This window comes from Mesorhizobium sp. CNPSo 4688 (genome assembly GCF_057784295.1).
Map to the genome: position 1 here is coordinate 357262 of NZ_JBWLUY010000006.1, position 21310 is coordinate 378571.

The window sequence follows — 21310 nt, forward strand, 5'->3', positions numbered from 1 at the left end:
TATTCATGTCGCGCCGGCTCAGTTGGTCAGCGCAAAAGTTTCCAGCTTGGGAGCATTGTCGCCATTGACCAGGACGCAGTCCATCAACTGCTTTTCCTTGGCGGGCGACTTCTTGTTCTTGATGAAGTCGTTGGCCTGCTCTACCGCCATCTGCGCCTGCGCATAGGCCGGCTGCAGCACGGTTGCCTTGATGCCGCCCGCGGTGATCGAGTCGCGCACGTCGTTCGATCCGTCGAAGCCGACGACGATGACGTCCTTCCGGTTCGCCGCGACCAGCGCCGCATAGGCGCCCATCGCCATCGTGTCGTTGCCGGAGATGACGCCCTTGATGTCGGGGTTGGCCTGCAGGATCGATTCCATCTTGGCGTAGGCTTCGGTCTGGCTCCAGTTGGCCGATTGCTGGGCGACCATCTTCAGGTCCGGATAGTCGTCGATGACGTCGTGATAGCCCTTGGAGCGGATGCCGGCATTGGTGTCGGATTCCTTGCCGACCAGCTCGACGAAATTCCCCTTCTCGCCCATCAGCTTGACGAATTCCTGCGCGCCGAGCTGGGCGCCCTGGTAGTTGTTGGAGACGATCTGCGCGACGGCGACTCCGGTGGCGTTGATCTCGCGGTCGATCAGGAACGAAGGCACGCCCGCGTCCTTAGCCTTCTGCACGGCGGCGACGGTGGCGTCGGCGCCGGCATTGTCGAGGATGATCGCCTTGGCGCCGCGACCGATTGCGGTGTCGATCAGTTCGGACTGCTTGTTGGCATCGTCGTCATGGACGAGCACCAGCGCTTCGTAGCCGAGTTCCTTGGCCTTGGCTTCGGCGCCGACGGCTTCCGCCTTGAAGAACGGATTGTCATGCGAGGGCGTGATGATTGCAATGAGGTCGGCCGCATAGGCGGGTGCCGCGGTGCCAAGCGCCAGCATCCCGGCAAAAGCCGCAAGTGTCATTCTACGTGTGAGTTTCATGATGTCCTCCCGTTTGAAAAAAGGCCTTGATCAACCAAGGCCACTGTCTGCATTCGAATTCGCTACGCAGCGCGGGCCGCTGATCGGTTCAGGCTCAAAAGCCGTTTGCCGGCTTCCCCTGACGGATCGTTGCTCCCCGGCCGTCCTCCACTCGTCCAGGCTTCGAACTCCCTGCGAAACCTTATCGATCCGAGTCAACAACAGCTAAGCCAACTGGTATGATGAGTCAATCACAAATTCAGATGATATGTACCTGATGCGACCGAGATTGAGCGTCAGCGGCGATGCGCCGAGGCCTCGAGACGCTCCGGCGAGCACCTGACTTGGCCTTTCTCAGGTGATGCGCTGAATGCTCGCGGCGATCTCTTCCGGCTCGAACACCCGCTTCCAGTCGTCGCGCATCAGCACCGGCTTGCCGAACTCGATCGCCTTGTTGCAGGCGTCGGAGAACACACCCTTGGTTTCGCCGAAGATGACGGCGCCAAGAACATTCATATGGCCGAGCAGGAAATCGAGCGCAGCTTGCTTGTCGACGCCGCGCGCCACGACCTCGTCGACGGCTTCCTTCATGACGACGAGCAGCGACGCGCACACGGTTTCCGAAAGGCCGGGCTCCAGCAACGCCATCTGATCGACAGTGACACGGTGCGAACGCATCACTGGCGCCCAGATGATCTTGGCGATCGCCTCGCCCTTGGCAAAATCCTCTTCCGGACCCTGCATCAGCGCGCTGACCATATGCTGCTTGGCTTTGACGCCGCCGAAATAGTCTTTTTTTGCCGCCATGTCGGTCTCGTCGTTGAAGATCGGCGGATGGCAAGGATGGGTGACAAAATAGGTCAGGTCCGGCCGCTTCGGCAAATGGCCGGCGAACGGCGCGGCGGCGTCGAGCACGACGACCATCGTGCCCGACGCAAGCTTGCTCTCTATGCTGGCCGCTACCTTGCCGATATGCGTATCGGGAACCGCCAGGATCACCACATCGGCACCTTTGAGCGCTTCATCGGCGCTGACGGCTTCGAAGCCCAGACCCGACTTCAGCCGCTCGCGGCCGGCATCGCTGACCTCGACATGGCGTATCGTATAGGGCGAACCGCGAAAATTGGTCGACAGGCGGTACCCCATCTTCCCGCCGGCACCGAACAGCGCAATCGTCGTCATGTATCCCTACTCCCGATTTTTAAACGACGGCCGCGCCGATCGTCATGTTATTAACTGGTATAATCACTTTACCACGCTTTAGCAAGTTGGACAGGCCGAGAATTTGCCCAAACCAGAGCCCGTTGCCCCCACTTTGCCAGACGTTCGATGCCCACGCTCTTATCGCAATCTTGGGGATAGCAGGGCTCACGAACCCTCAACGGTGGGGGGAGTGGCTCCAGCTTGGACTTGGACTGTGCTTGATCGGATGCCCATTCCTCTTAGGCTCCGGCGCCATATCGGCGCTGACCTGGACTGCTCTCGGAGGAGGTGCGATTGTCGTCGTCGCTTCGAGTTGGGCTTTGGTGTCGCAAGACGACAAGCACCCGATTTCACACGAGACAGGGCTCGGGCTGATCTCTCGGAAAGATCAGAGGGATGTGGACGTACTCGTTCACGCTTCAGCGAGAAGCCTCGAAAGCTTGTTAATGCGTGCCGCCTCACCGGACCGACGCAGCCGATGCCGCTTTTGACTCATCTCAACGACAAGCCGCGTATCAACTTTCGGGAGGACAAGCGCCCAAGGCACGGGCATCGACGAAAATCGCAAGACCGTCAGATGGCAGTACCCACTACGGCACCAATACCGGCGGTCAGCGCCATCGCCAGCGCCCCCCAGAAGGTGACGCGAACAGTCGCCCTCAACACATTGGCGCCGCCGGCTTTGGCCCCAATAGCGCCCAGAACCGCCAGGAACAGCAGCGAGGCAACAGACACGGCCGCGGCAAGCCAGGCGACCGGCGAAACAAGCACCATCGCCAATGGCATGGCCGCCCCAACCGAAAAGGCCGCCGCAGAGGTCAGCGCCGCCTGGATCGGTCTTGCCGTCGTCACCTCCGAAATTACGAGCGTGGGCGCCGAGCGCGTCTTTCGCCATCAATTGGTCGGCGACCTGCAAGGCCAGCGTTGGCTCCAACCCACGTTTCACATAGATGCCCGCAAGTTCCTGTCGCTCGAAGTCTGGCTGTGTCGCCAACTCCCCCTTCTCACGCGCAAGGTCCGCTTGTTCGGTGTCGGACTGCGAACTGACCGAGACATATTCGCCGGCCGCCATCGACATCGCGCCGGCGACCAGCCCGGCGACACCAGCCACCAGAACATTGGAGGCCGCAGCATTGGCTGCCGCCACGCCAACGATCAGACTGGCCGTCGAGACGATGCCGTCATTGGCGCCGAGCACGGCGGCACGCAGCCAGCCGACGCGGGATACGAGATGGTTTTCATTGTGCAGCCGGCTCATGGCATCACGGCGTACGCCGTTCAGCAGGTCGCAGCATTCTGACCAGCACATCCGATTTCACATAGAAATGCTGCCATAGCGCCGCAGCGCCATGGAGGCCGACGACAATGATGATTACCGGCTTGGCAAGTTCGTGAATCTCACCCATGGCTCGTAAGCTGAAGTACCATGCCAGCGCCCCGGTAATCGGCATCCCGAAAATGAAAAGATACAGCAGGGAATGGGCCGCCGCGGCAATCCGTTTCTGTAAGAGATTCTCTTCGGGCGCCGCCGCCGGCACACCATGCCTTAGACGGACCGCAAGCCGCCAGATCGCCAGCACCAGAACAGCCATACCGACATAGACATGAATGTTCGCATTGAAGATGTCGCCAGCTGCGGGCTCGACGCCGCGCGAGAACGCCCGGTAAGCCGGCTTGATGTCCTCACCGATTACAAGCTGCAGGACGATCAGCACCGCGATTGTCCAATGCAGCAATATCTGGGTTCCGGTGTATCCGACCGGCTCGTTGGCAACAGTCATAGGCAGCCACCTCGTTCGAGAACCTTCCTAGCTTGCTGCTTATGCGACAACCTTGATCTGGGACAAGTCAATTTGCCGTCCCCATGAGCATTCACACGCCTGCAGCGCGACCCTGGCTGACAGCCAGTTGTCAGCTAGGTCGTGGGATATTGCATCCCAAGCGGCCCAGATGGGTCACCTCTGCAAGGTTCAATGTGGAAACCCAATTCCGATGAAACAGATAGTCCTCTCACTTTTGGTGATCGCCGCCTCCGGCGCCTATGTCTGGGATCAGGCCGGCAACCGGCCTGCCGACGATGCGCTGGATTCGGCGCTGCCGGCAGACGCGACAGAGGTGCCTGCCGCAGCCGCGCCGGTGCTCCGCACCTCGCCGGCGTCCCTCGATCCCCGGTTCAGAACAAGGTTCCCGATTGTCCGGGAACCGACGGCTGGCATAGCCGTACCCGCCGAACGGCCAAATGATCCAGTCAAGCAGGCAGTAGTTCCGGTGGCGCCACAACCGTTGCCTATGCCGCCGGCGCAGCCAGTGACGCCGGCTATCACGGATCCTGCGTCGTCAGCGCCTTCATTCGCCGTAACGCCCGCCATCTACATACCAGTCCCGGAGCCGAGGCCGGCATATCCGGATGCATCAGCACGGGTCGTCCGGGTGGGCATGAAGCTCGCGGCGCATGGTTATACCGATGGCGTCTACACCGGCCCGACGGCCGATGCCTACTACGGCATCATCCAGATTCAGGCCCTCGTACAGGGCGGGCAGCTTACGGCGCTGAAAGTGCTGAAATATCCCTCCGACCGCCGCACCTCCGTCAGCATCAACAGGCAGGCGCTGCCCATGCTGCGCGACGAAGCGATCAGCGCCCAAAGCGCCAATGTCGACATTATTTCGGGCGCGACCCTGACCAGCAGGGCTTTCATCCAGTCGCTGCGCGGCGCGCTGAAGAAAGCGTCGTCGTAGGCCCATGCGCGACACGCGAATTTTGATGGGCATGCCCATTTCTGTCGACATCGGTGGAACGTCGGCCGGTGAGCTGATCGACACGGTCTTCGGCTATTTCGAAGATATCGACCAGCGCTTCAGCACATACCGGGCCGACAGCGAGATCACGGCCATCAACCGCGGCGACGTTCCGGTCATCGACTGGAGCGGCGAGATGGCGGAAGTGTTCGCTCTTGCCCAACAGACGAAAGAGCAGACGAACGGATACTTCGATATTCGCAAGCCCGACGGGTCGCTCGATCCTTCCGGCATCGTCAAGGGCTGGGCCATCCGCAACGCTGCAAGCATCGTTCAAAGGGCCGGCATCAGTGACTTCTTCATCGAGGCGGGCGGCGATATCCAGTCCTGCGGCAAGAATGCATCGGGCTATGACTGGAGCGTCGGCATCCGCAATCCCTTCAATGCGGACGAGATCGTAAAGATCGTCTATCCCCGCGGTCGCGGTGTGGCGACCTCCGGAACCTATGTGCGGGGTCAACACATCTACAACCCGCATGGAATTGGCAGCGCGATCCAGGACATCGTCAGTCTGACCGTCATCGGCGCCGATGTGCTCGAAGCCGATCGTTTCGCCACTGCTGCCTTCGCCATGGGCCGGGACGGCATTCTCTTCATCGAGCAGACGCCTGGCCTGGAGGGGTATGTCGTCTACGCCAATGGCCGCGCCACGCCGACAACCGGGTTCGGAGCCCTTTGCCTGCCATGATCAAGACCATCGACCGAGTTCTCGATCATCTGACCATGTACCGGCTGGTCCTCTACTATCTGATGGCGCTGGTTGGCGCAGCGTTCGTGCTCGGCTTCGTCAAGCTGGTGCCACATGATCCGATTGCGCTCGCCCTCACGACGGCATTGGCGCTGGCGGCCTGCTGGATCACCAACAAGGTCTTTGCGCGGATCTTTGCAGTCCCGGCCAACAACGAGTCTGTCTACATCACCGCCCTTATCCTGGCGCTCATCCTAGATCCGGTAGCGGTTACAGACATAAGGGGGATCGCGGCGGTGGCATTCGCGTCCGTCTGGGCGATTTCATCCAAGTTCATTCTCGCCATCGGCCGGAAGCACCTTTTCAATCCGGCCGCTCTGGGCGTGGCGCTGTCGGCGCTGCTGCTCGACCAACCGGCCACATGGTGGGTTGGCGGCAATCTGCCGTTGCTTCCACTCGTGCTCATCGGCGGCATGCTCATTGTCCGGAAACTGCGCCGGCTTGAGCTTGTCTCGACCTTCGTGGTCGTGGCGCTGGCGACCATTCTGGCAACCAGCGATCCGTCGCAGTACTGGACCGCACTTACGGAGACACTGGGTTCATCGCCTCTGCTGTTCTTTGCCTTTGTGATGCTGACAGAGCCGCTGACGGCACCGACGATGCGATGGCCGCGCATCGCCTTTGCCGCCATCGTCGGCTTTTTGTTTGCTCCCAACATCCATGTCGGCTCGTTCTATTTCACGCCGGAACTGGCGCTGCTGGCCGGCAACCTGTTTGCCTATGCGGCAGGACCGAAGGGACGCTTCGTGCTCACCCTGGAGCGCATCGAGCAATCGGCCGTCGACAGCTTTGACTTCATCTTCCGGTCGCCGCGCAATCTCGCCTTCGAGGCCGGCCAGTATCTCGAATGGACGCTTGGCATCGATCGTGCCGACAATCGCGGCAACCGCCGTTATTTCACCGTCGCCTCGGCACCGACTGAGGAAACGGTCCGCCTCGGCGTCAAGTTCTATCCGCAATCAAGCGCCTTCAAGCGCGAATTGATGGCCATGAAGCCAGGTAGCACCATCCACGCCGCGCAACTGGCCGGCGACTTCACGCTGCCCACCCGGCGCGAAACCAAGATCGCCTTCCTGGCCGGAGGCATCGGCATCACGCCGTTCCGCTCGATGCTGCAATATCTGCTCGACCGCAAGGAGCAGCGACCGATCGTCATCCTCTACGGAACCGAGCGACAGGAGGATATCGCCTATCGCGACGTGCTTGGCGCGGCCAGGCAGGAACTTGGTATCAAGACGGTCCACGCTGTGGCGGAAGGGGGCAAGCGCGGGCAGTATCCCGACTATATCGACGAACGCCTGATACGTCTGGCAATACCCGACTACCTCGAGCGCACTTTCTACATTTCCGGTCCGCAGGCGATGGTCAAGGCGCTGCGTCAGAAACTGCTGGCCATGGGCGTTCGCCGCTCGAAGATAAAGGTCGACTATTTCCCAGGCTTTGCCTGAAGCAGGCTCAACTGTGTCGCGGCAAGGAAATGGTCACGACCAGACCCGGATCGGCGTTGGCCATGGCAAGGTGTCCGCCATAAGCTTCGACGATGTCGGAAACGATGGCCAGGCCAAGACCGCCGCTGCCGCCCATGCTGTCGAGCTGGACGCCACGCGACAAGGCGGACTCGCGATCGGCATCCGGTATACCTGGGCCATCATCGGCGACAGTGACGATCACCTCGCTGGCCGTTGCGGATGCGTCGACACAGACTGACGACTTTGCATAGCGCGCAGCGTTTTCGACCAGATTACCCAGGATTTCCGACAGGTCGCCTTCATCGATTGGCGCCATCAGATCTTCCGCGACCTCCATCTTGAATGAAAGCTGCTTGCCGCTTGGCGTCCGTTTGACGACGGCAATGACGCCAGCCGCGACGTCAGACATAAGGCAGGATGCCTTGCCCGAGACACCGGGCGCGAGGCGGGCGCGTGCGAGCTCCCGTTCGACATGGCGCCGGATCGCCCCGGCGCTCTTTTCGATCTCGTCAGCCAGATCCGTCTCGCCTTTCTTGCGCAGGGCCCGGATGTCGGCCGACAGCACTTGCAGTGGTGTCTTGAGGCCATGCGCCAGATCGGTGGCGCGCGAGCGGGCTCGCGCAAGCGCCTTCTCCTGTGCATCGAGAAGACGATTGATTTCGTCCGCGAGCGGCTGCACCTCGCTTGGTGCCACCACATCGAGCCGCGCCGTTCGCTGCGCAATCACGCTTCCGACGGCGACCCGCAAGGTTTCCAGCGGTGCAAGGCCGATGGTGATCTGGATGAAAAACGCGGCCATGAGAACTGCAGCTAGCATCAGGAGAGCCGGAGCGAGATCACGAACATATTCGCTTACAGATAGCTCAACGGTTCGATGATCTTCCGCCATGATAGCGCGAAAGGAACGGCCACCGGCATCGATGATCGTACGCTCGACCGCAATACTGAGTTCTCCGCCCGGACCTGTGAACTCCTCGACCGTTCGCAGCTCTCCACTTGCGCTCCGGGCAGGCAGGAGCAGCTTGGCGTCCCACAATGATCGCGAACGCTCGAGGCTGCCGGTGGCGATGTCTTCCACTTGCCAGTAGTAACCGGAGAGTGGGTTGGCGAAACGCGGGTCGGTCAGCACTGGGGTCACGACAAGGCGGCCATCGCTTGTGAATGCCGTTGCCCCGATCAATTCGTTGAGGTCGACCGTCAGTTCGCCGACCACGCGCCGCTCGACGTGCAGTTCGAACAGATAGCGCAATCCGGCGCCCGCGATGGCGAGTGCGACAAGAATCGAGATCGTTGCCGCGAGCCATAGCCTGAAGCGGATCGAGTTGCCCATCAGGCGGAACCATCAGGCATCAGATACCCGAACCCGCGTCGTGTTTCGATGACGTCGCTGCCGAGCTTCCGTCGCAACCGCGCTACAATGACCTCGATCGCGTTCGGATCGCGGTCGTTGCCTGAATCGTAAAGATGCTCAGCCAGTTCGGTCGGCGCCACCACCCGCCCTGCGTGATGCATCAGAAACGCCAGGAGCCGGTACTCCAGCGGCGAAAGAGCAACGGGAATACCGCGCAGCGAAATGCGCATCTGGCGCGTGTCCAGAAGCAGCGGGCCGGATCTCAGAACGGGTGTCGCCTGCCCTGCCGAGCGACGCAGGATCGCCCGCAACCGGGCGAGCAGTTCTTCCATTTCAAAAGGTTTGGGAAGATAGTCGTCAGCACCGGAGTTGATGCCCTCCACGCGCTCCGTCCACATCCCCCTTGCGGTGAGGATCAGAACCGGAAACCGGCGAGCGTTGGCTCGCCAACGTTTCAAGATCGTGAGGCCATCAAGCTTGGGCAATCCGAGATCCAGAATCGCGGCGTCATAACTTTCGACATCACCTGCGAACCAGGCAGCTTCACCATCCTTTACGATATCGACAGCCATTCCGGATGCCCTGAGGGCGGTCGCGATATCGGCAGCGATACGGGGCTCGTCTTCGGCCAAGAGGATCTTCATCAGTCACCCTCGCCATCGCGCATGATGACACCGGCACCGGCGTCTACGTCGACGGTCTTTCGCCGGCCATCGGGACCGACGACCTGGAACCGGTAGACCCATTTGTTGGCCTTGCGGATGAGATCGACCGCAACAACATCGCCAGGCGCCTTGGCTCGGACAACGTCCAGTATATCGGCCAGGCCCTTGATTTCGCCGTGCTCGTACAAATCCCGCGCCCGGTCATGGTCGCCGTCATCGTCCTCATCGGCACCAGCAGCGGCAGACATGGCCAGGACAAGTCCAGCGAGACCCAGCACCGCCAGACGCTTCAATTGGATTTTCATTGGCCAGGCATGTCGCACGTTGAAGCTTTCAATTTGCTGTCAGCCATCCTCAGCCCACAGCAAGCAAGGAGTCCATATCAAGGCATCATCGCGTCCAATCATGGCCGCGCCGAGAAGGATACCAGACCATGCGCAATTCCATGCTTGTCCTCGCAGCACTTGCAGGCCTCACAATCTTTGCCCTGCCGGCGGCCGCTGAATCGGACGAAGGATCATGTGGGGCGCCATCGTCCGTTAATCCATCCGGCCCGATCGACCTGCAGGCCATCCCGATGCAGGACGCCACCACCCCGAAAGCCATCAAGAATGATGACGATACGTGTGAAGACCGGCAGGGCGATGAGGTCGACGAAAACGACTAGATCTCTCGTTCGTAATGCGTGGCCCGCCATAGCATAACGCCCACAAATGTCGTCGGCCAAGGCTCGCTGGAAGGCTGGCAATTGTCCCAAGTCCCTACCAATTTCTGGAGAGTTTTCGTGGTTCCTATTCAGCACATCCATCCCATTCTTGTTCATTTTCCTATCGTTCTGATCTACACGCTTGCGGCTATCGACCTTGTGGCGCTCGCTGGCGGCAGCGCCGTCACCAGGAGATCGGGCGCCGGTACGATCTCTACTTTTGTGGCCCTGGCTGCCGGGGTGTTTGCCGTTGGGACCTGGATCTTCGGAGGTCTTGCCCTGGATCATGCCGAAGCGGCCGGCTTCAGCAGTGATATCGCGGAGATCCACGAAAGCTTGGGGGGCATCACTGCCATTGCCTTCCTTATCTGGGGACTGGTGCGGCTCGCACTTTGGATACGGAATCGCGAGTTTCGGGCTGTGACGATCGCCATCCCTTTGATCGAAATTGCCGGAACGATGCTGGTCACGGCGACGGCCTACTATGGTGGACTGCTTGTCTACGAGCTTGGCGTGAATGTCGCCAAGGCCGCGATCGCTGGCTGACGGGAACGCGCCCGTCACTTGCGAGCCAACCTTTGGACCATTTGCCTCGATGGCAAAATGATTCAGATCAAGGCGCTTCGTGCATGTGAAGCCTAAGAAGCCGGAGGTCGGAGAAACTCCGGAGAGCGAACATGCAAGCCGAAGCCATAATGAGCAAGCCAGTCGTCGGCATAGACCCGTCAGCATCGATCGCGGAGGCGGCCGGGTTGATGCTCTCCAAAAAGATCAGCGGCTTTCCCGTCATTCGCCACGACGGCACCCTGGTTGGCATTATCAGCGAGGGCGATTTCTTGCGCCGGGGAGAGCTCGACACTCAGCGCAAGCGCTCGCGCTGGCTGGAGTTTCTTATCAGCCCGGGCCGAGCGGCAGATGAATACGTTCAGGCCAACGGGCGCCGGGTCGAGGAGGTAATGACCGCGGATGTGGTCACGGTGGCTCCCGACGCAAACCTGTCCGAGATCGTCGAGCTCATGACACGCCATTGCGTGAAACGCATTCCCGTCGTCGACAACGGTAAAGTGGTCGGCATCGTCACGCGCTCCGATCTGCTGCGCGCATTGCTCGCTGTCGCGCCGGCCCCGCCCCCGATGTCTACCGACGACGTACAGATCCGGGACGCTATCCTTGCCGAGCTCGCCAAGCAGAAGTGGGTCGGCAAGGACATGATCGACGTAACCGTGGACAAGGGGATGGTCGAACTGAGCGGAGCGATTTTCGACGAACGCGAGCGCCAGGCAGCCATCGTCGCCGCCGAAAACGTCACTGGCGTCAGGGCTGTCAGAGACCGTCTCTTCTGTGCCGGCCCTTTCTCGGTGGTGCTTGTCTCGTAGCAAGATTTAGCAACCCGCATTTTCGCGAGCCAACGGTCGAAGGAAATGTCCGCGTTCCTCGATCGCGGCCGCTACCATCAATCCTAGATCGCAGTTGCCACTATCAACGGTCGGAGCAACAACAGGGCGAATGCAATAAGCGCCGCGCCGGCAACTCTGTCTGCCATTCCCCCGTCTTCGCCGAGCCGCCTGCCGAGTAGAAGCCACGCCGATCCCGTTGCGGCCGTGATCATCAGCAGCACGATCCAGAAAATCCCGGGCACCCGTGGCGCGACGTCTGTCGGCACGATTGCCAGGCAATAGATAAACGCCTTCGGATTGAGGGCGCTGGTTGCCAAGACAGAAAGGGCGTCGCTTTCCGTAGAGACGTTGATCCGTGTGCTCGTCATCAGGCGCAGGCCAAGCACCACGAGCCATGCGGCCGCAATGAGGCTGAGCACATGGATAGTGCCGGGCGGCATCAAGGATCGTAGCGAAAACCAGCACGCGGCGGCGATTCCGTATCCGCATGCCTGCGCGAGCAAAAGCGTCACCGCCTTCTGTCGCTTGACCGATCCTGCCAGCAAAAGGGCGTTGGTTGGTCCCGGCGCCAGAAAAAGCATAAATGCTTTCAGAAAAAACAGAGCGTCCAAAACTGTGTGTTCCCGTGGATATAGACCTGTCGACTGCAAAGCTCCGTTAGCGTTGACCCTTCGGACAACAGGGGGCGAGAACCATAACAACTGATGTTGCTTCGGCGCTATCGTACATCTCACAGCAGCCTATGAGACACTACTTGCTCTCGCTTTCCTGCCACACACCCTTGGCCTTCAGGCCGTCGGCCACTTCCCTGGGCATATAGCGCTCATCATGCTTGGCCAGCACGCTGTCGGCGATGAAGACGCCGTCCGGACCGAAGCTGCCCTCGGTGATGACGCCCTGCGCCTCGCGGAACAGGTCGGGCAGTATGCCGGTATAGGTCACCTTGATCGACTTGTGGGCGTCCGTCACCGCGAAGGCGACGGTGGCGCCCTGGCCGCGCATGATGGTGCCTTTTTCGACGAGGCCACCGAGCTTGATGCGCTGGCCGGGTAGGACGCTTGCCGTGGCGAGATCGCCAGGCATGTAGAAATAGGAGGCTTTCTGGCCGAGCGCATAAAAGATCAGCCCGGTGGCGGTGCCAAGGAACGTCAATCCTGCCGCGATCACCGACAATCGCCTCTGCTTGCGCGTCATCGTCCGGCGCCGGCCGTCAGGATTGCGGCTATGATCGATAACAGCATGGCTCTTCCCGTACGCTGGGTTCCGGCGCTGGAATCGCTAGCGCGCGCCAGAAATGTGTTGCAGCCGCGCAATAAGGTCACGGTTGCGGCAGTAGTCCGGCGGATCATCGGCGTGCTCGTGTTCATCGAGCCAGATCGAGCATTCATCCTGATGGCCGCAGGCACGGCAGCGGTTCACCGCCCGATTGGTGACTTCCGCATGGTCTGCCACAACCTTCAGGTGTCTGTCGACGCCGAGTGTTTTCATCATGCGGCCCATCAACGCCGTTCTGGCGTCGACTGACATCAGATAGTCGAGGAAGGTCATGTCGGTCACTCCTGTCTGCCCGCCATTATTGCCGAAATGACGGGGCGATACGTTGATCTCGATCAACAGGCGGCAGCCATGCCAACCCTTGGGCTCTAAGAAAGACGCACCGCGCGCTCGACTGAAGCGACAAGGCGGTCGAGGAAGGGCCGCTGACCGGCAAGCAATTTTACCCGGGCCAGGTCTAGATCCAGCCATTCGCCGCGATCCACCTCGGGAAACGACTGCACACGTCCGCTGCGTCGTGGCCATTCCATCTCGAACATGTTGCTGCGCAAGGTCGCGGTGTCGAAATCGCCCTCGAGCGCGAAAGCAGTGATGATTTTACTCTTTCGCTGACGCAACTCTCCTAGATTGAGCATGGCTCCATTTGGCCCCCACCCTGTCTCTTCCTGGAACTCGCGCCGCGCCGCAGCCTCTGGGAATTCACCTTCGCCATACTCGCCCTTGGCGATGGACCAGGCGCCAAGATCGCGGCTTTGCCAGAAGGGGCCGCCCGGATGGACGAGCAGCACCTGCAGCCCCGTGTCCGATCGACGAAAGGGCAGTATGCCCGCGCTTCTTTTTATCATCGCTTCAGTCCTCCCTAACGCGGCCTATCGTCTCGGATAGGCCGCATGAGGTTTGGACCCTCTGTGGATCATCTGCCCCGCCCTCTTCCGATGCGACTGGCGGCTCTCTCGTCCAAAGAACCAGCGCTTGGTCGCTTCCGAGGCCAGGAGATAAAGCGCGGTGATTGCGACAAGCCCGGCAAGCACGGGCAGAGGCAGTGGCATGAAGCCGAACCAAGCTGCAAATGGCAGATAAGGGATGATGATCGCGACAACCCCGACAGCCAACGTAAGCCAGGCGAGCAACGGGCTCGGACGGCTTGTCCAGAAAACTCTGTGGGTGCGCACAATGAGCACGATGGCAAGCTCTGTCAGCAACGATTCGACAAACCAGGCGGTCTGGAATGCTGCCTCGGTGACATGGGCGAAGAACAGAAGGAACCCGAAGGTCGCGAAGTCGAACAGCGAACTGACCAGGCCAAAGCTGATCATGAACCGCCGCACAAAACGGATGTCCCATTGGCGAGGCTGGCGCAGTTGGTCGGCATCGACGTTGTCGCTTGCGATGGCAAGCGAAGGAACGTCAGAAAGGAAATTGTTGAGCAGGATCTGCTTTGCCAGAAGCGGCAGGAACGGCAGGAACAGCGAAGCGACAGCCATGCTGATCATGTTGCCGAAATTGGCGCTGGTGGTAATTGAAATGTATTTCATCGTGTTGGCAAATGTCTTGCGGCCGTCATCGACGCCGCGCACGAGCACGCCCAGATCTTGCTTGAGCAGGATGATATCGGCCGCTTCACGCGCAACATCGACAGCGGTGTCGACCGAGATGCCTATGTCTGCCTCATGAAGGGCGGGCGCATCATTGATGCCGTCGCCAAGATAACCGACGACATGGCCCCTGCTCCGCAAGGCTTGAACGATGCGCTCCTTCTGGTTGGGGTCGATCTCGACGAAGAGATCGGTGTTCTGCACGCCCGCAAAGAGCGCGCTCTTGGTCAATTTCGAAAGCTCCTCGCCGGTCATGATCCTGTCGGCGCGCAAGCCGACCGCCTGGGCAAGATGTGCGGCAACGTAACGGTTGTCGCCCGAAATGACCTTTACCGCGATGCCGCGATGGGCGAGCTCGGCAAGCGTCTCCTTGACGCCTTCCTTTGGCGGGTCGAGGAAAAGCAGGAAGCCCACGAAGACGAGATCGATTTCGTCTTTCCTGCTGAACGTTTTCCGGCTCTCAAATCGACGGATTGCCAGGCCCAGGACGCGGTAGCCGTCCGCGCTCCAGCGCCGGAATTTCTCGTCGATCGCGGCACGCTGCTTCTCGTCGAGAGGTTCCAGCCCTTTCGCCGTGCTGACGAAGCCGCACGTTTCGAGGACATTCAGTACTGCGCCTTTGGTGATCAGAAGATCTTCGGCATCCTTCCCCCGCACAACAACGGATAGGCGCTTGCGGATGAAATCATAGGGGATCTCGTCGACCTTGGTGAAAGCAGCCAGTGAAGCGCCCTCGCCCGGTGCACCTGCGATCGCTTCGTCCAGCGGGTTCTTCAGTCCGGTTTGCAGGGTCGCATTGAGGCGTGCCCAAAGCAGGATGTCGGTTGACGAATTGCCGTCGACATCAAGCCATGCGTCAAGATGGATCACGCCTTCCGTCAGCGTGCCGGTCTTGTCGGTGCAAAGCACGTCCATGCTGCCCAGATTCTCGATGGCGTCGAGACGGCGCACGATGACGCCATTGGCCGCCATAGCCCGGGCACCTCGAGCAAGCGTCACGCTGATGATCGCCGGAAGAAGTTCCGGCGTTAGGCCAACCGCGAGTGCCAGCGAAAACAGCATTGATTCAATCAGCGGTCGATGGAGCATCAGGTTGGCGAAGAACACCAGGATGACAATCGCCAACATGATCTCGGTCATCAGATAGCCGAACAGCCTGATACCCTGAGCAAACCCTGTTTCGGGAATTTGTCGCTCCAAGGCCGCGGCTATTGATGCAAATTCGGTGCTGGTGCCGGTGGCTACCGCAAGCACGGTTGCAGTGCCACTGCGGACCGATGTGCCGGTGAAGACCGCGTTGGTGCGCTGTGCGAGGGAGGCCTCTGGCGACGCCCGTCCTGGTGCCTTCACCACGGGAAAGGTTTCGCCGGTCAGCACGGCCTCGCTGACATTGAAATCGCGCGCGTCCAGGATGATACCGTCCGCGGGAATGAGGTTTCCGGCAGAAAGCCGGATCACATCGCCCGGCACAATATCTTCGGCAGCAACCGAGCACTCGATTCCATCACGCAGCACGACAGCCTTTCGCGAAATGCGCCGTTTCAGCGCTTCTGTGGCACGCGACGCGCAGTACTCCTGGGTAAAGCTGAGGATACAGCTTGCCAGCACGATCGAACCGATGATTGCAGCCTCCTGCCCCTCGCCGACGAAAGCCGACACAGTGGCCGCGAAAATAAGGATCAGGACCAGTGGGCTGCGGAATTGCCGGACAAAGACGGTCAACGCCGACGTACCGGACAGCGAGGCTGGCGTGTTTCGGCCGAATTCTGCAAGCCTGGATGCGGCCTCGGAAGTGGCAAGGCCCAAGGCAGACGTCTTTAGGAGTCGCAGGAGGTCATTGGTCTCGATCGACCAATAGGCACCGCCATCGGGGACGGATTGCTGGTCAACTTCGCTGGGTACGATACGCGAGATCATCGATACGACATGAAGGGGTTGACGTCGCCCTCTTCTATCAGCGTGCGGGTGAGGCCTCCGAATGCCCATTCCCGCAGACAGCTATGCCCATAGGCGCTGGGGACGATCAGGTCGGCATGGATCGAGCGTGCGACCGTCAGCAGCCGGCCGCCGTCTGCCTCGCCGGAGAGACTGTCACGGTGGGCGCCGACTTGTTCGCACAGGTCGCCCTCGCCCCGGTTTGGTCCGCTAACCGTAAGCAGTGTCTTGAAAGTCATGGCAACAACTCCTGATTTTGCTTGACGATTCAATCGTTGCTGAAGCGTAGCGAGATGAGTTGGGGCGTTCATTGCGCTGGGTCAAACGTCGGCTGTGGTGGCCATTTGATCCGCATCAACGTGTTGGCCAGCCAAAGCTGTAGGCTTCAGGCAATCAATGAGGGAAACCACTGATGAAATTCCTGATCGCAGCGGCTCTCGCTGGCATGATCTTCGAGACGGCCAGTGCGCAGGACCTCGGCGACGCCAAGTCCGAATACATGAACTCGTGCGCCGTCTGCCATGGCCCGGACGGCAAGGGCGATGGACCGTTGGGCGACGAACTGATGCAGCGCCCCAGCGACTTGACGCGCATCTCCAGGCGCAATGGCGGTGAATTCCCTTACTGGCGCGTCTACGCCGTGATCGACGGCCGCGTAATGGTGCCGGCGCATGGCGAGCGCGACATGCCGGTATGGGGCAACCAGTTTCTGCCTGCCGACGTGAAGAGATACGGCCCCAACGCTGGCGAAATCGTCACCGAGGAACGGATCCATGAGTTGGCCGGTTATGTGCAGACGCTGCAGCAATAGCTCCCGAAGGGAGAATGTTGCGTGGTGCAGACACGAAGGAGGCGTAAATGATCGTTGACGACCAGCAAGCTGCCGTCGCGTTTCTGCTTGACCCTTCCTCGTATGGTGCGGCCGGACCTGTCGAGGCGATCGAAACCCATATCTCGCGCATTTTTCTAACTGGCCAGCGTGCCTACAAGATGAAGCGGGCGGTCAAGCTGCCTTATGTGGATTTCTCGGCGCCGGCCCTAAGGCTGGCCGCTTGCGACAAAGAGGTGGAACTCAACTCGAAGACCGCGCCAGGCCTTTACCTGGGGGTGCGGCATATCACGCGTGAGGCGGACGGCAAGTTGGCTTTCGATGGCACCGGACAAATGGTCGATGCGGCGATCGAGATGATCCGCTTCGACCAATCGAAGCTTCTCGACAGCATGGCAACCGCGGGAAAATTGACGCCAGCGTTGATGACTGCGGTTGCGCGCATGATCGTGGGCTACCACCGTACGGCGCCGACGGTCCACAATGGCAGCGGCTCTTCCAATCTGGCAGGTGTACTTGACATCAACGAGGCCGGCTTTGCCACCAGTCATGTGTTCACAAAACCCGAGATCGAGACTTTTGCCGAGGCCTTCCGCACGGCCATCACCCGGCATTCCGGATTGCTGGACCGCCGGGAAGCCGCGGGCAAGATCCGTCGGTGCCATGGCGATCTGCATCTGCGCAACATCTGCCTTTTCGACGGCGAGCCCCGCCTCTTCGATTGCATCGAATTCAACGACCAGATCGCCAGCATCGACGTCCTCTACGACCTTGCCTTCCTGTTGATGGACCTTTGGCATCGCGGGTTTGCCCAGCTCGCCAATCTTGTGATGAACCGCTATCTCGACGAAGCCGACGACGAGGACGGATTTATCCTGCTGCCCTTTTTCATGGCGGTGCGGGCTGCCGTACGCGCCCATGTCACCGCAACCCAGGTCGAGGAAGGCAGCGCCGACTCCGACAAATTGATCGCAGAGGCCAGATCCTATTTCGACCTTGCCCGAACATTTCTCCAGCAAACACCGCCGCAGCTCGTTGCCATCGGCGGCCTCAGCGGCTCCGGCAAGACGACGGTCGCTGAGGCGCTCGCGGTTTATATCGGAGCGCCACCCGGCGCCCGCATTGTCGAAAGCGACCGCATCCGCAAAGCGATGCATGGGGTGCCCGCTGAGACCAGGCTGCCGGACAGAGCCTATCGACCCGAGGTATCCGCCCGCGTCTATAGCGAAATGGCATGGCGCGCAGGTCTGATCCTTGCGGAGGGTGGATCGGTTGTCGCTGATGCCGTGTTTGACAGGCCTGCCGATCGTAACCATATCGAGAAGGCGGCAAGCGCCAGGGGTGTGGCTTTTGCCGGGTTCTGGTTGGAAGCGGATCCGCTTGTTCTGTGGCAACGGGTCAGCGAGCGCAAGGGTGGCCCTTCCGACGCCACCATAGATATCCTCTCGCGGCAATTGCAGCGAAATGCCACCCAAACGAGCTGGCGCAGGATCAATGCCGATCGGAAGCTTACTGATATCGTGAAAGAGCTGAGAAGGTTTTCCCACAGCGATGCGCCCGAGACCCTGCGCACGGCCTCCTGAAAGGTACGGCAGATGATCGACCTTAACGCAGTTGGAGCTGGGCCTCGACAAGACCGGGTTCGTCCGGAAGATGGGCGATCGAGAAGCCGAATTCGCGGCACATGGCCAGCATCCTCGTGTTCTCGCTGAGCACGATGCCTTCGATCCGGCCGATCCCGTCGGCCTTTGCATAATCAACGATCTGCCTGAGCAATGCCCAGCCCAGGCCGTGCCCCTGCAGATCCGAACGCACCAGCAAGGCGTACTCGGCGCGAAGGTGGTCGGGATCGCAGGAGAGTCGGCTGATGCCCGCCAAAGCGCCGGTGCCTGTCTCCAGCGCAACGAAAGCCATATTGCGGTCGTAGTCGAGCTGGGTGAACCGCTTCAACATCTGGTCGGAAAAGCTCTTGCTTGGCGACAGAAAGCGCATACGCAGATCGTCAGGCGAAATCCTGGCAAGGAATTCCGGATAGAGAGCGATGTCGGCCGGCTTGATCGGCCGGATGTGATAGTGCGTGCTGCCTCCCAAAAACTCCTTCTCCCAACCCGAAGGATAAGGCCTGATGGCGAGTGCGGGGTTAGGCCCCGCCTCCTCCACGCGTTCCGGCTCGATCTCGATGCGGGCGTCGAGCGCAACCACGCCCTCGGCGTCGGCCAGCAGCGGATTGATGTCCACCGCAACCAGGCACGGAAAGTCGACTATCATCTGCGACAGGCCGTTGAGTGCTGCAATGATCGCTTGCCGGTTCGCCGGCTTGCGATCGCGAAACCCGGCAAGCAGGCGGCCGATCCGCGTTTGCGCGATCAGGTCGCCGGCAAGAACGTCGTCGAGCGGTGGCAACGCGATCGCCGTGTCGTTCATCACCTCGACCGCCACGCCGCCAGCTCCAAACAGGATGGCCGGCCCGAAGATCGGATCCCGGCTCATGCCGAGGATGAGTTCCTGCGCCTGTTTCCGAGCCACCATCGGCTGAACGGCATAGCCTTCGACATCGGCTTGCGGTGCATGGCTGCGCACGCGCGCTTCGATTGCGCGTGCGGCATCGCCGGCGACAGCGGCGTCGGCGATGCCAAGCACCACCCCGCCAATGTCCGACTTGTGCGAGATCGCCTTGGACAGGAGTTTGACGACGACCTGTTCAGACGTCTTGAGGAGCCGGCCCGCCGCGGCTTCCACTTCCGCCGCAGATCTGGCAACGATCGTTTCGGCTACCGGGATGCCGTAGGCGGATATTGCCGCCTTGGCTTCGGGCTCGGTCAGCATTCGCCGCCCCTCCCTCGCGACCTGCCTGAATATGGCAAGCACGGCTTCCCGATCGCTCGTGACGTCCTCGCTGAGGCTCGACGGAGTGCGCATCAGTGCCCGCTGGGCACGCGACCATTCGCTGAGGTAGGAGACGGCCGTTGCTGCGTCAGCCGGCGTTTCGAAACTGGCAATGCCGGCATCCTGAAGGATTTGCCGCCCGGCGCGCGCCGTGTGTTCACCGAGCCAGCACGTCAGGACCGGTTTGCCGGCGATCATCCCTTGCCTTGTGAGTTCCGCTACCGCGCTTGCCGCGGCAAGTGGCGAGCCCAGCCCCGTTGGACAATTCATCACCAGGACGACGTCCGTTCCGGGGTCGGCCGCTGCAGCTTCGACGGCGGCCCTGTAGCGCTCCGGCGGGGCATCGCCGATGATGTCGACCGGATTGGCGTGCGACCATGTTGGAGGCAATACGGCATTCAGGCGTTCGATGGTGGCGGGTGATAGCGCGGCCAGTTCCCCTTGGCACTCCATGAGTTGATCGATGGCCAATACCCCTGCCCCGCCGCCATTGGTGACGATGCCGACGCGGGCCCGTTTGAGCGGAGTGAAGCGGGCGATCGTTTCAGCGGCATCAAACAGCTCGGTCAGGCCTTTGACACGCAGGATGCCTGCGCGCAGCAATACCGCATCGACGACACGATCAGCCCCCGACAGCGCTCCGGTGTGGGTCGCAGCCGCTTTGGCCGATTGCTCGTGCCGACCCGATTTAATTGCGATCACCGGCTTGATCCGCGCCGCCGCACGGGCGGCCGAGATGAACTTGCGCGGATTGGGAATTGTTTCGAGATACATCACGATGGCGCGCGTGTGCATGTCGCCCGCCAGCATGTCGAGACAATCTCCCACGTCGACATCCGCCATGTCACCGAGCGAGATAATCTGAGAGAAGCCGACATTGTTGTCTGCGGCCCAGTCAACCAGCGACGTGGCAATAGCGCCGGATTGCGACAGCAGCGCGATGTTGCCAGGCTTGGCGGCCATATGCGCAAATCCGGCATTAAGCTTCACCGGCGGGATCATTAGCCCGACCGTGTTCGGCCCGATGATGCGAAAGAGTGTGGGCTTGGCAGCGTCGAGCATCGCCTGACGCAAGCCGTTCTCGCGCGTCAGCCCCGCGGTGATAACAACCGCCGCCCGCGTACCCTTCTCAGCGAGATCACGGACGATGCCGGGAACCGTAGCCGGCGGCGTCACGATGATACCGAGATCAGGTATGCTTGGCAGGTCGGCCGCCTTCGCGTGGCAGCGTCGACCAGCCACTTTTGAATATTTCGGGTTGACGGGCCAGATCTCGCCTTCGAAACCGCCATTGACGATGTTGTCGAAGACGACACGCCCGACAGAGCCGTCGCGCACCGACGCCCCGAACACCGCAACCGACTTCGGGGCGAACGCATGTTCGAGATTTCGGATCGTCACCCGCATGTCTCCTGTTCGTGGGCAATAATCACCATCGATTCTGTCCCTTCGTTGCGTTGGATCAAAGCCTCGTCCGGGGATCGCGATTAACTGTTGCGCGAGGTTCCGGGCG

22 protein-coding genes and 1 pseudogene are annotated in these 21310 nt (G+C 60.8%); 9 read left to right on the forward strand and 14 right to left on the reverse strand.

Annotated elements, in window-relative coordinates; translation table 11 throughout:
- Positions 1-18: 18 nt before the first annotated feature.
- Both AC04SH_RS13850 and AC04SH_RS13855 read right to left on the reverse strand, forming a co-directional pair.
- Positions 19-960, reverse strand: coding sequence for a D-ribose ABC transporter substrate-binding protein (locus tag AC04SH_RS13850; protein ID WP_112563086.1), 942 nt, complete (start codon positions 958-960; stop codon positions 19-21).
- A gap of 333 nt (positions 961-1293) precedes the next feature.
- Positions 1294-2121 (reverse strand): phosphogluconate dehydrogenase C-terminal domain-containing protein, encoded by an 828-nt coding sequence (locus tag AC04SH_RS13855; RefSeq protein ID WP_352583436.1) that lies wholly within the window; start codon positions 2119-2121, stop codon positions 1294-1296.
- 44 nt (positions 2122-2165) lie between these two features.
- Here AC04SH_RS13855 and AC04SH_RS13860 point away from each other — a divergent pair, with 44 nt between their 5' ends.
- On the forward strand, positions 2166-2633 hold the full coding sequence (locus tag AC04SH_RS13860) for an SPW repeat protein (protein WP_488575429.1): 468 nt from the start codon (positions 2166-2168) through the stop codon (positions 2631-2633).
- Between the two features lie 82 nt (positions 2634-2715).
- On the opposite strand, the pseudogene AC04SH_RS13865 reads toward AC04SH_RS13860, so the two are convergent.
- Together AC04SH_RS13865 and AC04SH_RS13870 are read right to left on the reverse strand one after the other, a co-directional pair.
- Positions 2716-3400: pseudogene (locus tag AC04SH_RS13865) on the reverse strand (VIT1/CCC1 transporter family protein).
- Between the two features lie 4 nt (positions 3401-3404).
- Positions 3405-3923, reverse strand: a complete 519-nt coding sequence (locus AC04SH_RS13870) for a cytochrome b (protein ID WP_488575430.1) — start codon at positions 3921-3923, stop codon at positions 3405-3407.
- Positions 3924-4134: 211 nt separating this feature from the next.
- Here AC04SH_RS13870 and AC04SH_RS13875 point away from each other — a divergent pair, with 211 nt between their 5' ends.
- The 3 genes from AC04SH_RS13875 to AC04SH_RS13885 are packed head-to-tail and all read left to right on the forward strand — an operon-like array spanning position 4135 to position 7137.
- Complete coding sequence (locus AC04SH_RS13875) at positions 4135-4881, forward strand: FMN-binding protein (protein ID WP_488575431.1); 747 nt, start codon at positions 4135-4137, stop codon at positions 4879-4881.
- Between the two features lie 31 nt (positions 4882-4912).
- On the forward strand, positions 4913-5629 hold the full coding sequence (locus AC04SH_RS13880; RefSeq protein WP_488575432.1) for an FAD:protein FMN transferase: 717 nt from the start codon (positions 4913-4915) through the stop codon (positions 5627-5629).
- Positions 5626-7137, forward strand: a complete 1512-nt coding sequence (locus tag AC04SH_RS13885) for an RnfABCDGE type electron transport complex subunit D (RefSeq protein ID WP_488575433.1) — start codon at positions 5626-5628, stop codon at positions 7135-7137. The genes AC04SH_RS13880 and AC04SH_RS13885 overlap by 4 nt, the downstream gene beginning before the upstream one ends.
- 7 nt (positions 7138-7144) lie before the next feature.
- On the opposite strand, the gene AC04SH_RS13890 is transcribed toward AC04SH_RS13885, so the two are convergent.
- The 3 genes from AC04SH_RS13890 to AC04SH_RS13900 are packed head-to-tail and all read right to left on the reverse strand — an operon-like array spanning position 7145 to position 9467.
- Positions 7145-8488 (reverse strand): ATP-binding protein, encoded by a 1344-nt coding sequence (locus AC04SH_RS13890; protein ID WP_488575434.1) that lies wholly within the window; start codon positions 8486-8488, stop codon positions 7145-7147.
- Positions 8488-9153, reverse strand: a complete 666-nt coding sequence (locus AC04SH_RS13895; protein WP_477231805.1) for a response regulator transcription factor — start codon at positions 9151-9153, stop codon at positions 8488-8490. The genes AC04SH_RS13890 and AC04SH_RS13895 overlap by 1 nt, the downstream gene beginning before the upstream one ends.
- Positions 9153-9467, reverse strand: a complete 315-nt coding sequence (locus tag AC04SH_RS13900) for a PepSY domain-containing protein (RefSeq protein ID WP_488575435.1) — start codon at positions 9465-9467, stop codon at positions 9153-9155. The genes AC04SH_RS13895 and AC04SH_RS13900 overlap by 1 nt, the downstream gene beginning before the upstream one ends.
- A gap of 140 nt (positions 9468-9607) precedes the next feature.
- Here AC04SH_RS13900 and AC04SH_RS13905 point away from each other — a divergent pair, with 140 nt between their 5' ends.
- The 3 genes from AC04SH_RS13905 to AC04SH_RS13915 all read left to right on the forward strand — a co-directional run bounded on the left by AC04SH_RS13905 (position 9608) and on the right by AC04SH_RS13915 (position 11256).
- Positions 9608-9841 (forward strand): hypothetical protein, encoded by a 234-nt coding sequence (locus tag AC04SH_RS13905; protein ID WP_488575436.1) that lies wholly within the window; start codon positions 9608-9610, stop codon positions 9839-9841.
- Positions 9842-9958: 117 nt separating this feature from the next.
- A complete protein-coding gene (locus AC04SH_RS13910) occupies positions 9959-10426 on the forward strand; it encodes a DUF2231 domain-containing protein (protein WP_488575437.1) in 468 nt (155 codons plus the stop codon).
- Between the two features lie 131 nt (positions 10427-10557).
- Positions 10558-11256 (forward strand): CBS domain-containing protein, encoded by a 699-nt coding sequence (locus tag AC04SH_RS13915; protein ID WP_488575438.1) that lies wholly within the window; start codon positions 10558-10560, stop codon positions 11254-11256.
- An 83-nt stretch (positions 11257-11339) separates the two neighbouring features.
- Here AC04SH_RS13915 and AC04SH_RS13920 read toward each other — a convergent pair whose 3' ends face one another.
- The 6 genes from AC04SH_RS13920 to AC04SH_RS13945 form a co-directional block, all read right to left on the reverse strand.
- Positions 11340-11888, reverse strand: a complete 549-nt coding sequence (locus AC04SH_RS13920) for a hypothetical protein (RefSeq protein ID WP_488575439.1) — start codon at positions 11886-11888, stop codon at positions 11340-11342.
- Between the two features lie 139 nt (positions 11889-12027).
- Positions 12028-12471, reverse strand: a complete 444-nt coding sequence (gene ccmE / locus AC04SH_RS13925) for a cytochrome c maturation protein CcmE (protein ID WP_488575440.1) — start codon at positions 12469-12471, stop codon at positions 12028-12030.
- A gap of 84 nt (positions 12472-12555) precedes the next feature.
- Positions 12556-12891: a DUF6455 family protein gene (locus AC04SH_RS13930; RefSeq protein ID WP_488575441.1), complete on the reverse strand. Its 336-nt coding sequence runs from the start codon at positions 12889-12891 to the stop codon at positions 12556-12558.
- A gap of 29 nt (positions 12892-12920) precedes the next feature.
- The gene (locus AC04SH_RS13935; protein ID WP_488575442.1) at positions 12921-13397 is read right to left on the reverse strand and encodes an NUDIX hydrolase; all 477 of its coding nucleotides are present in this window, start codon (positions 13395-13397) and stop codon (positions 12921-12923) included.
- A 24-nt stretch (positions 13398-13421) separates the two neighbouring features.
- A complete protein-coding gene (mgtA, locus tag AC04SH_RS13940) occupies positions 13422-16064 on the reverse strand; it encodes a magnesium-translocating P-type ATPase (protein WP_488575443.1) in 2643 nt (880 codons plus the stop codon).
- The gene (locus tag AC04SH_RS13945; protein WP_488575444.1) at positions 16061-16321 is read right to left on the reverse strand and encodes a hypothetical protein; all 261 of its coding nucleotides are present in this window, start codon (positions 16319-16321) and stop codon (positions 16061-16063) included. The genes mgtA and AC04SH_RS13945 overlap by 4 nt, the downstream gene beginning before the upstream one ends.
- A 173-nt stretch (positions 16322-16494) precedes the next feature.
- On the opposite strand from AC04SH_RS13945, the gene AC04SH_RS13950 reads away from it, so the two are divergent.
- Both AC04SH_RS13950 and AC04SH_RS13955 read left to right on the forward strand, forming a co-directional pair.
- On the forward strand, positions 16495-16893 hold the full coding sequence (locus AC04SH_RS13950; protein WP_488575445.1) for a c-type cytochrome: 399 nt from the start codon (positions 16495-16497) through the stop codon (positions 16891-16893).
- Positions 16894-16940: 47 nt separating this feature from the next.
- Complete coding sequence (locus tag AC04SH_RS13955) at positions 16941-18494, forward strand: bifunctional aminoglycoside phosphotransferase/ATP-binding protein (protein WP_488575446.1); 1554 nt, start codon at positions 16941-16943, stop codon at positions 18492-18494.
- Between the two features lie 22 nt (positions 18495-18516).
- Here AC04SH_RS13955 and AC04SH_RS13960 read toward each other — a convergent pair whose 3' ends face one another.
- Positions 18517-21198 (reverse strand): bifunctional acetate--CoA ligase family protein/GNAT family N-acetyltransferase, encoded by a 2682-nt coding sequence (locus AC04SH_RS13960; protein WP_488575447.1) that lies wholly within the window; start codon positions 21196-21198, stop codon positions 18517-18519.
- Positions 21199-21310 lie beyond the last annotated feature (112 nt).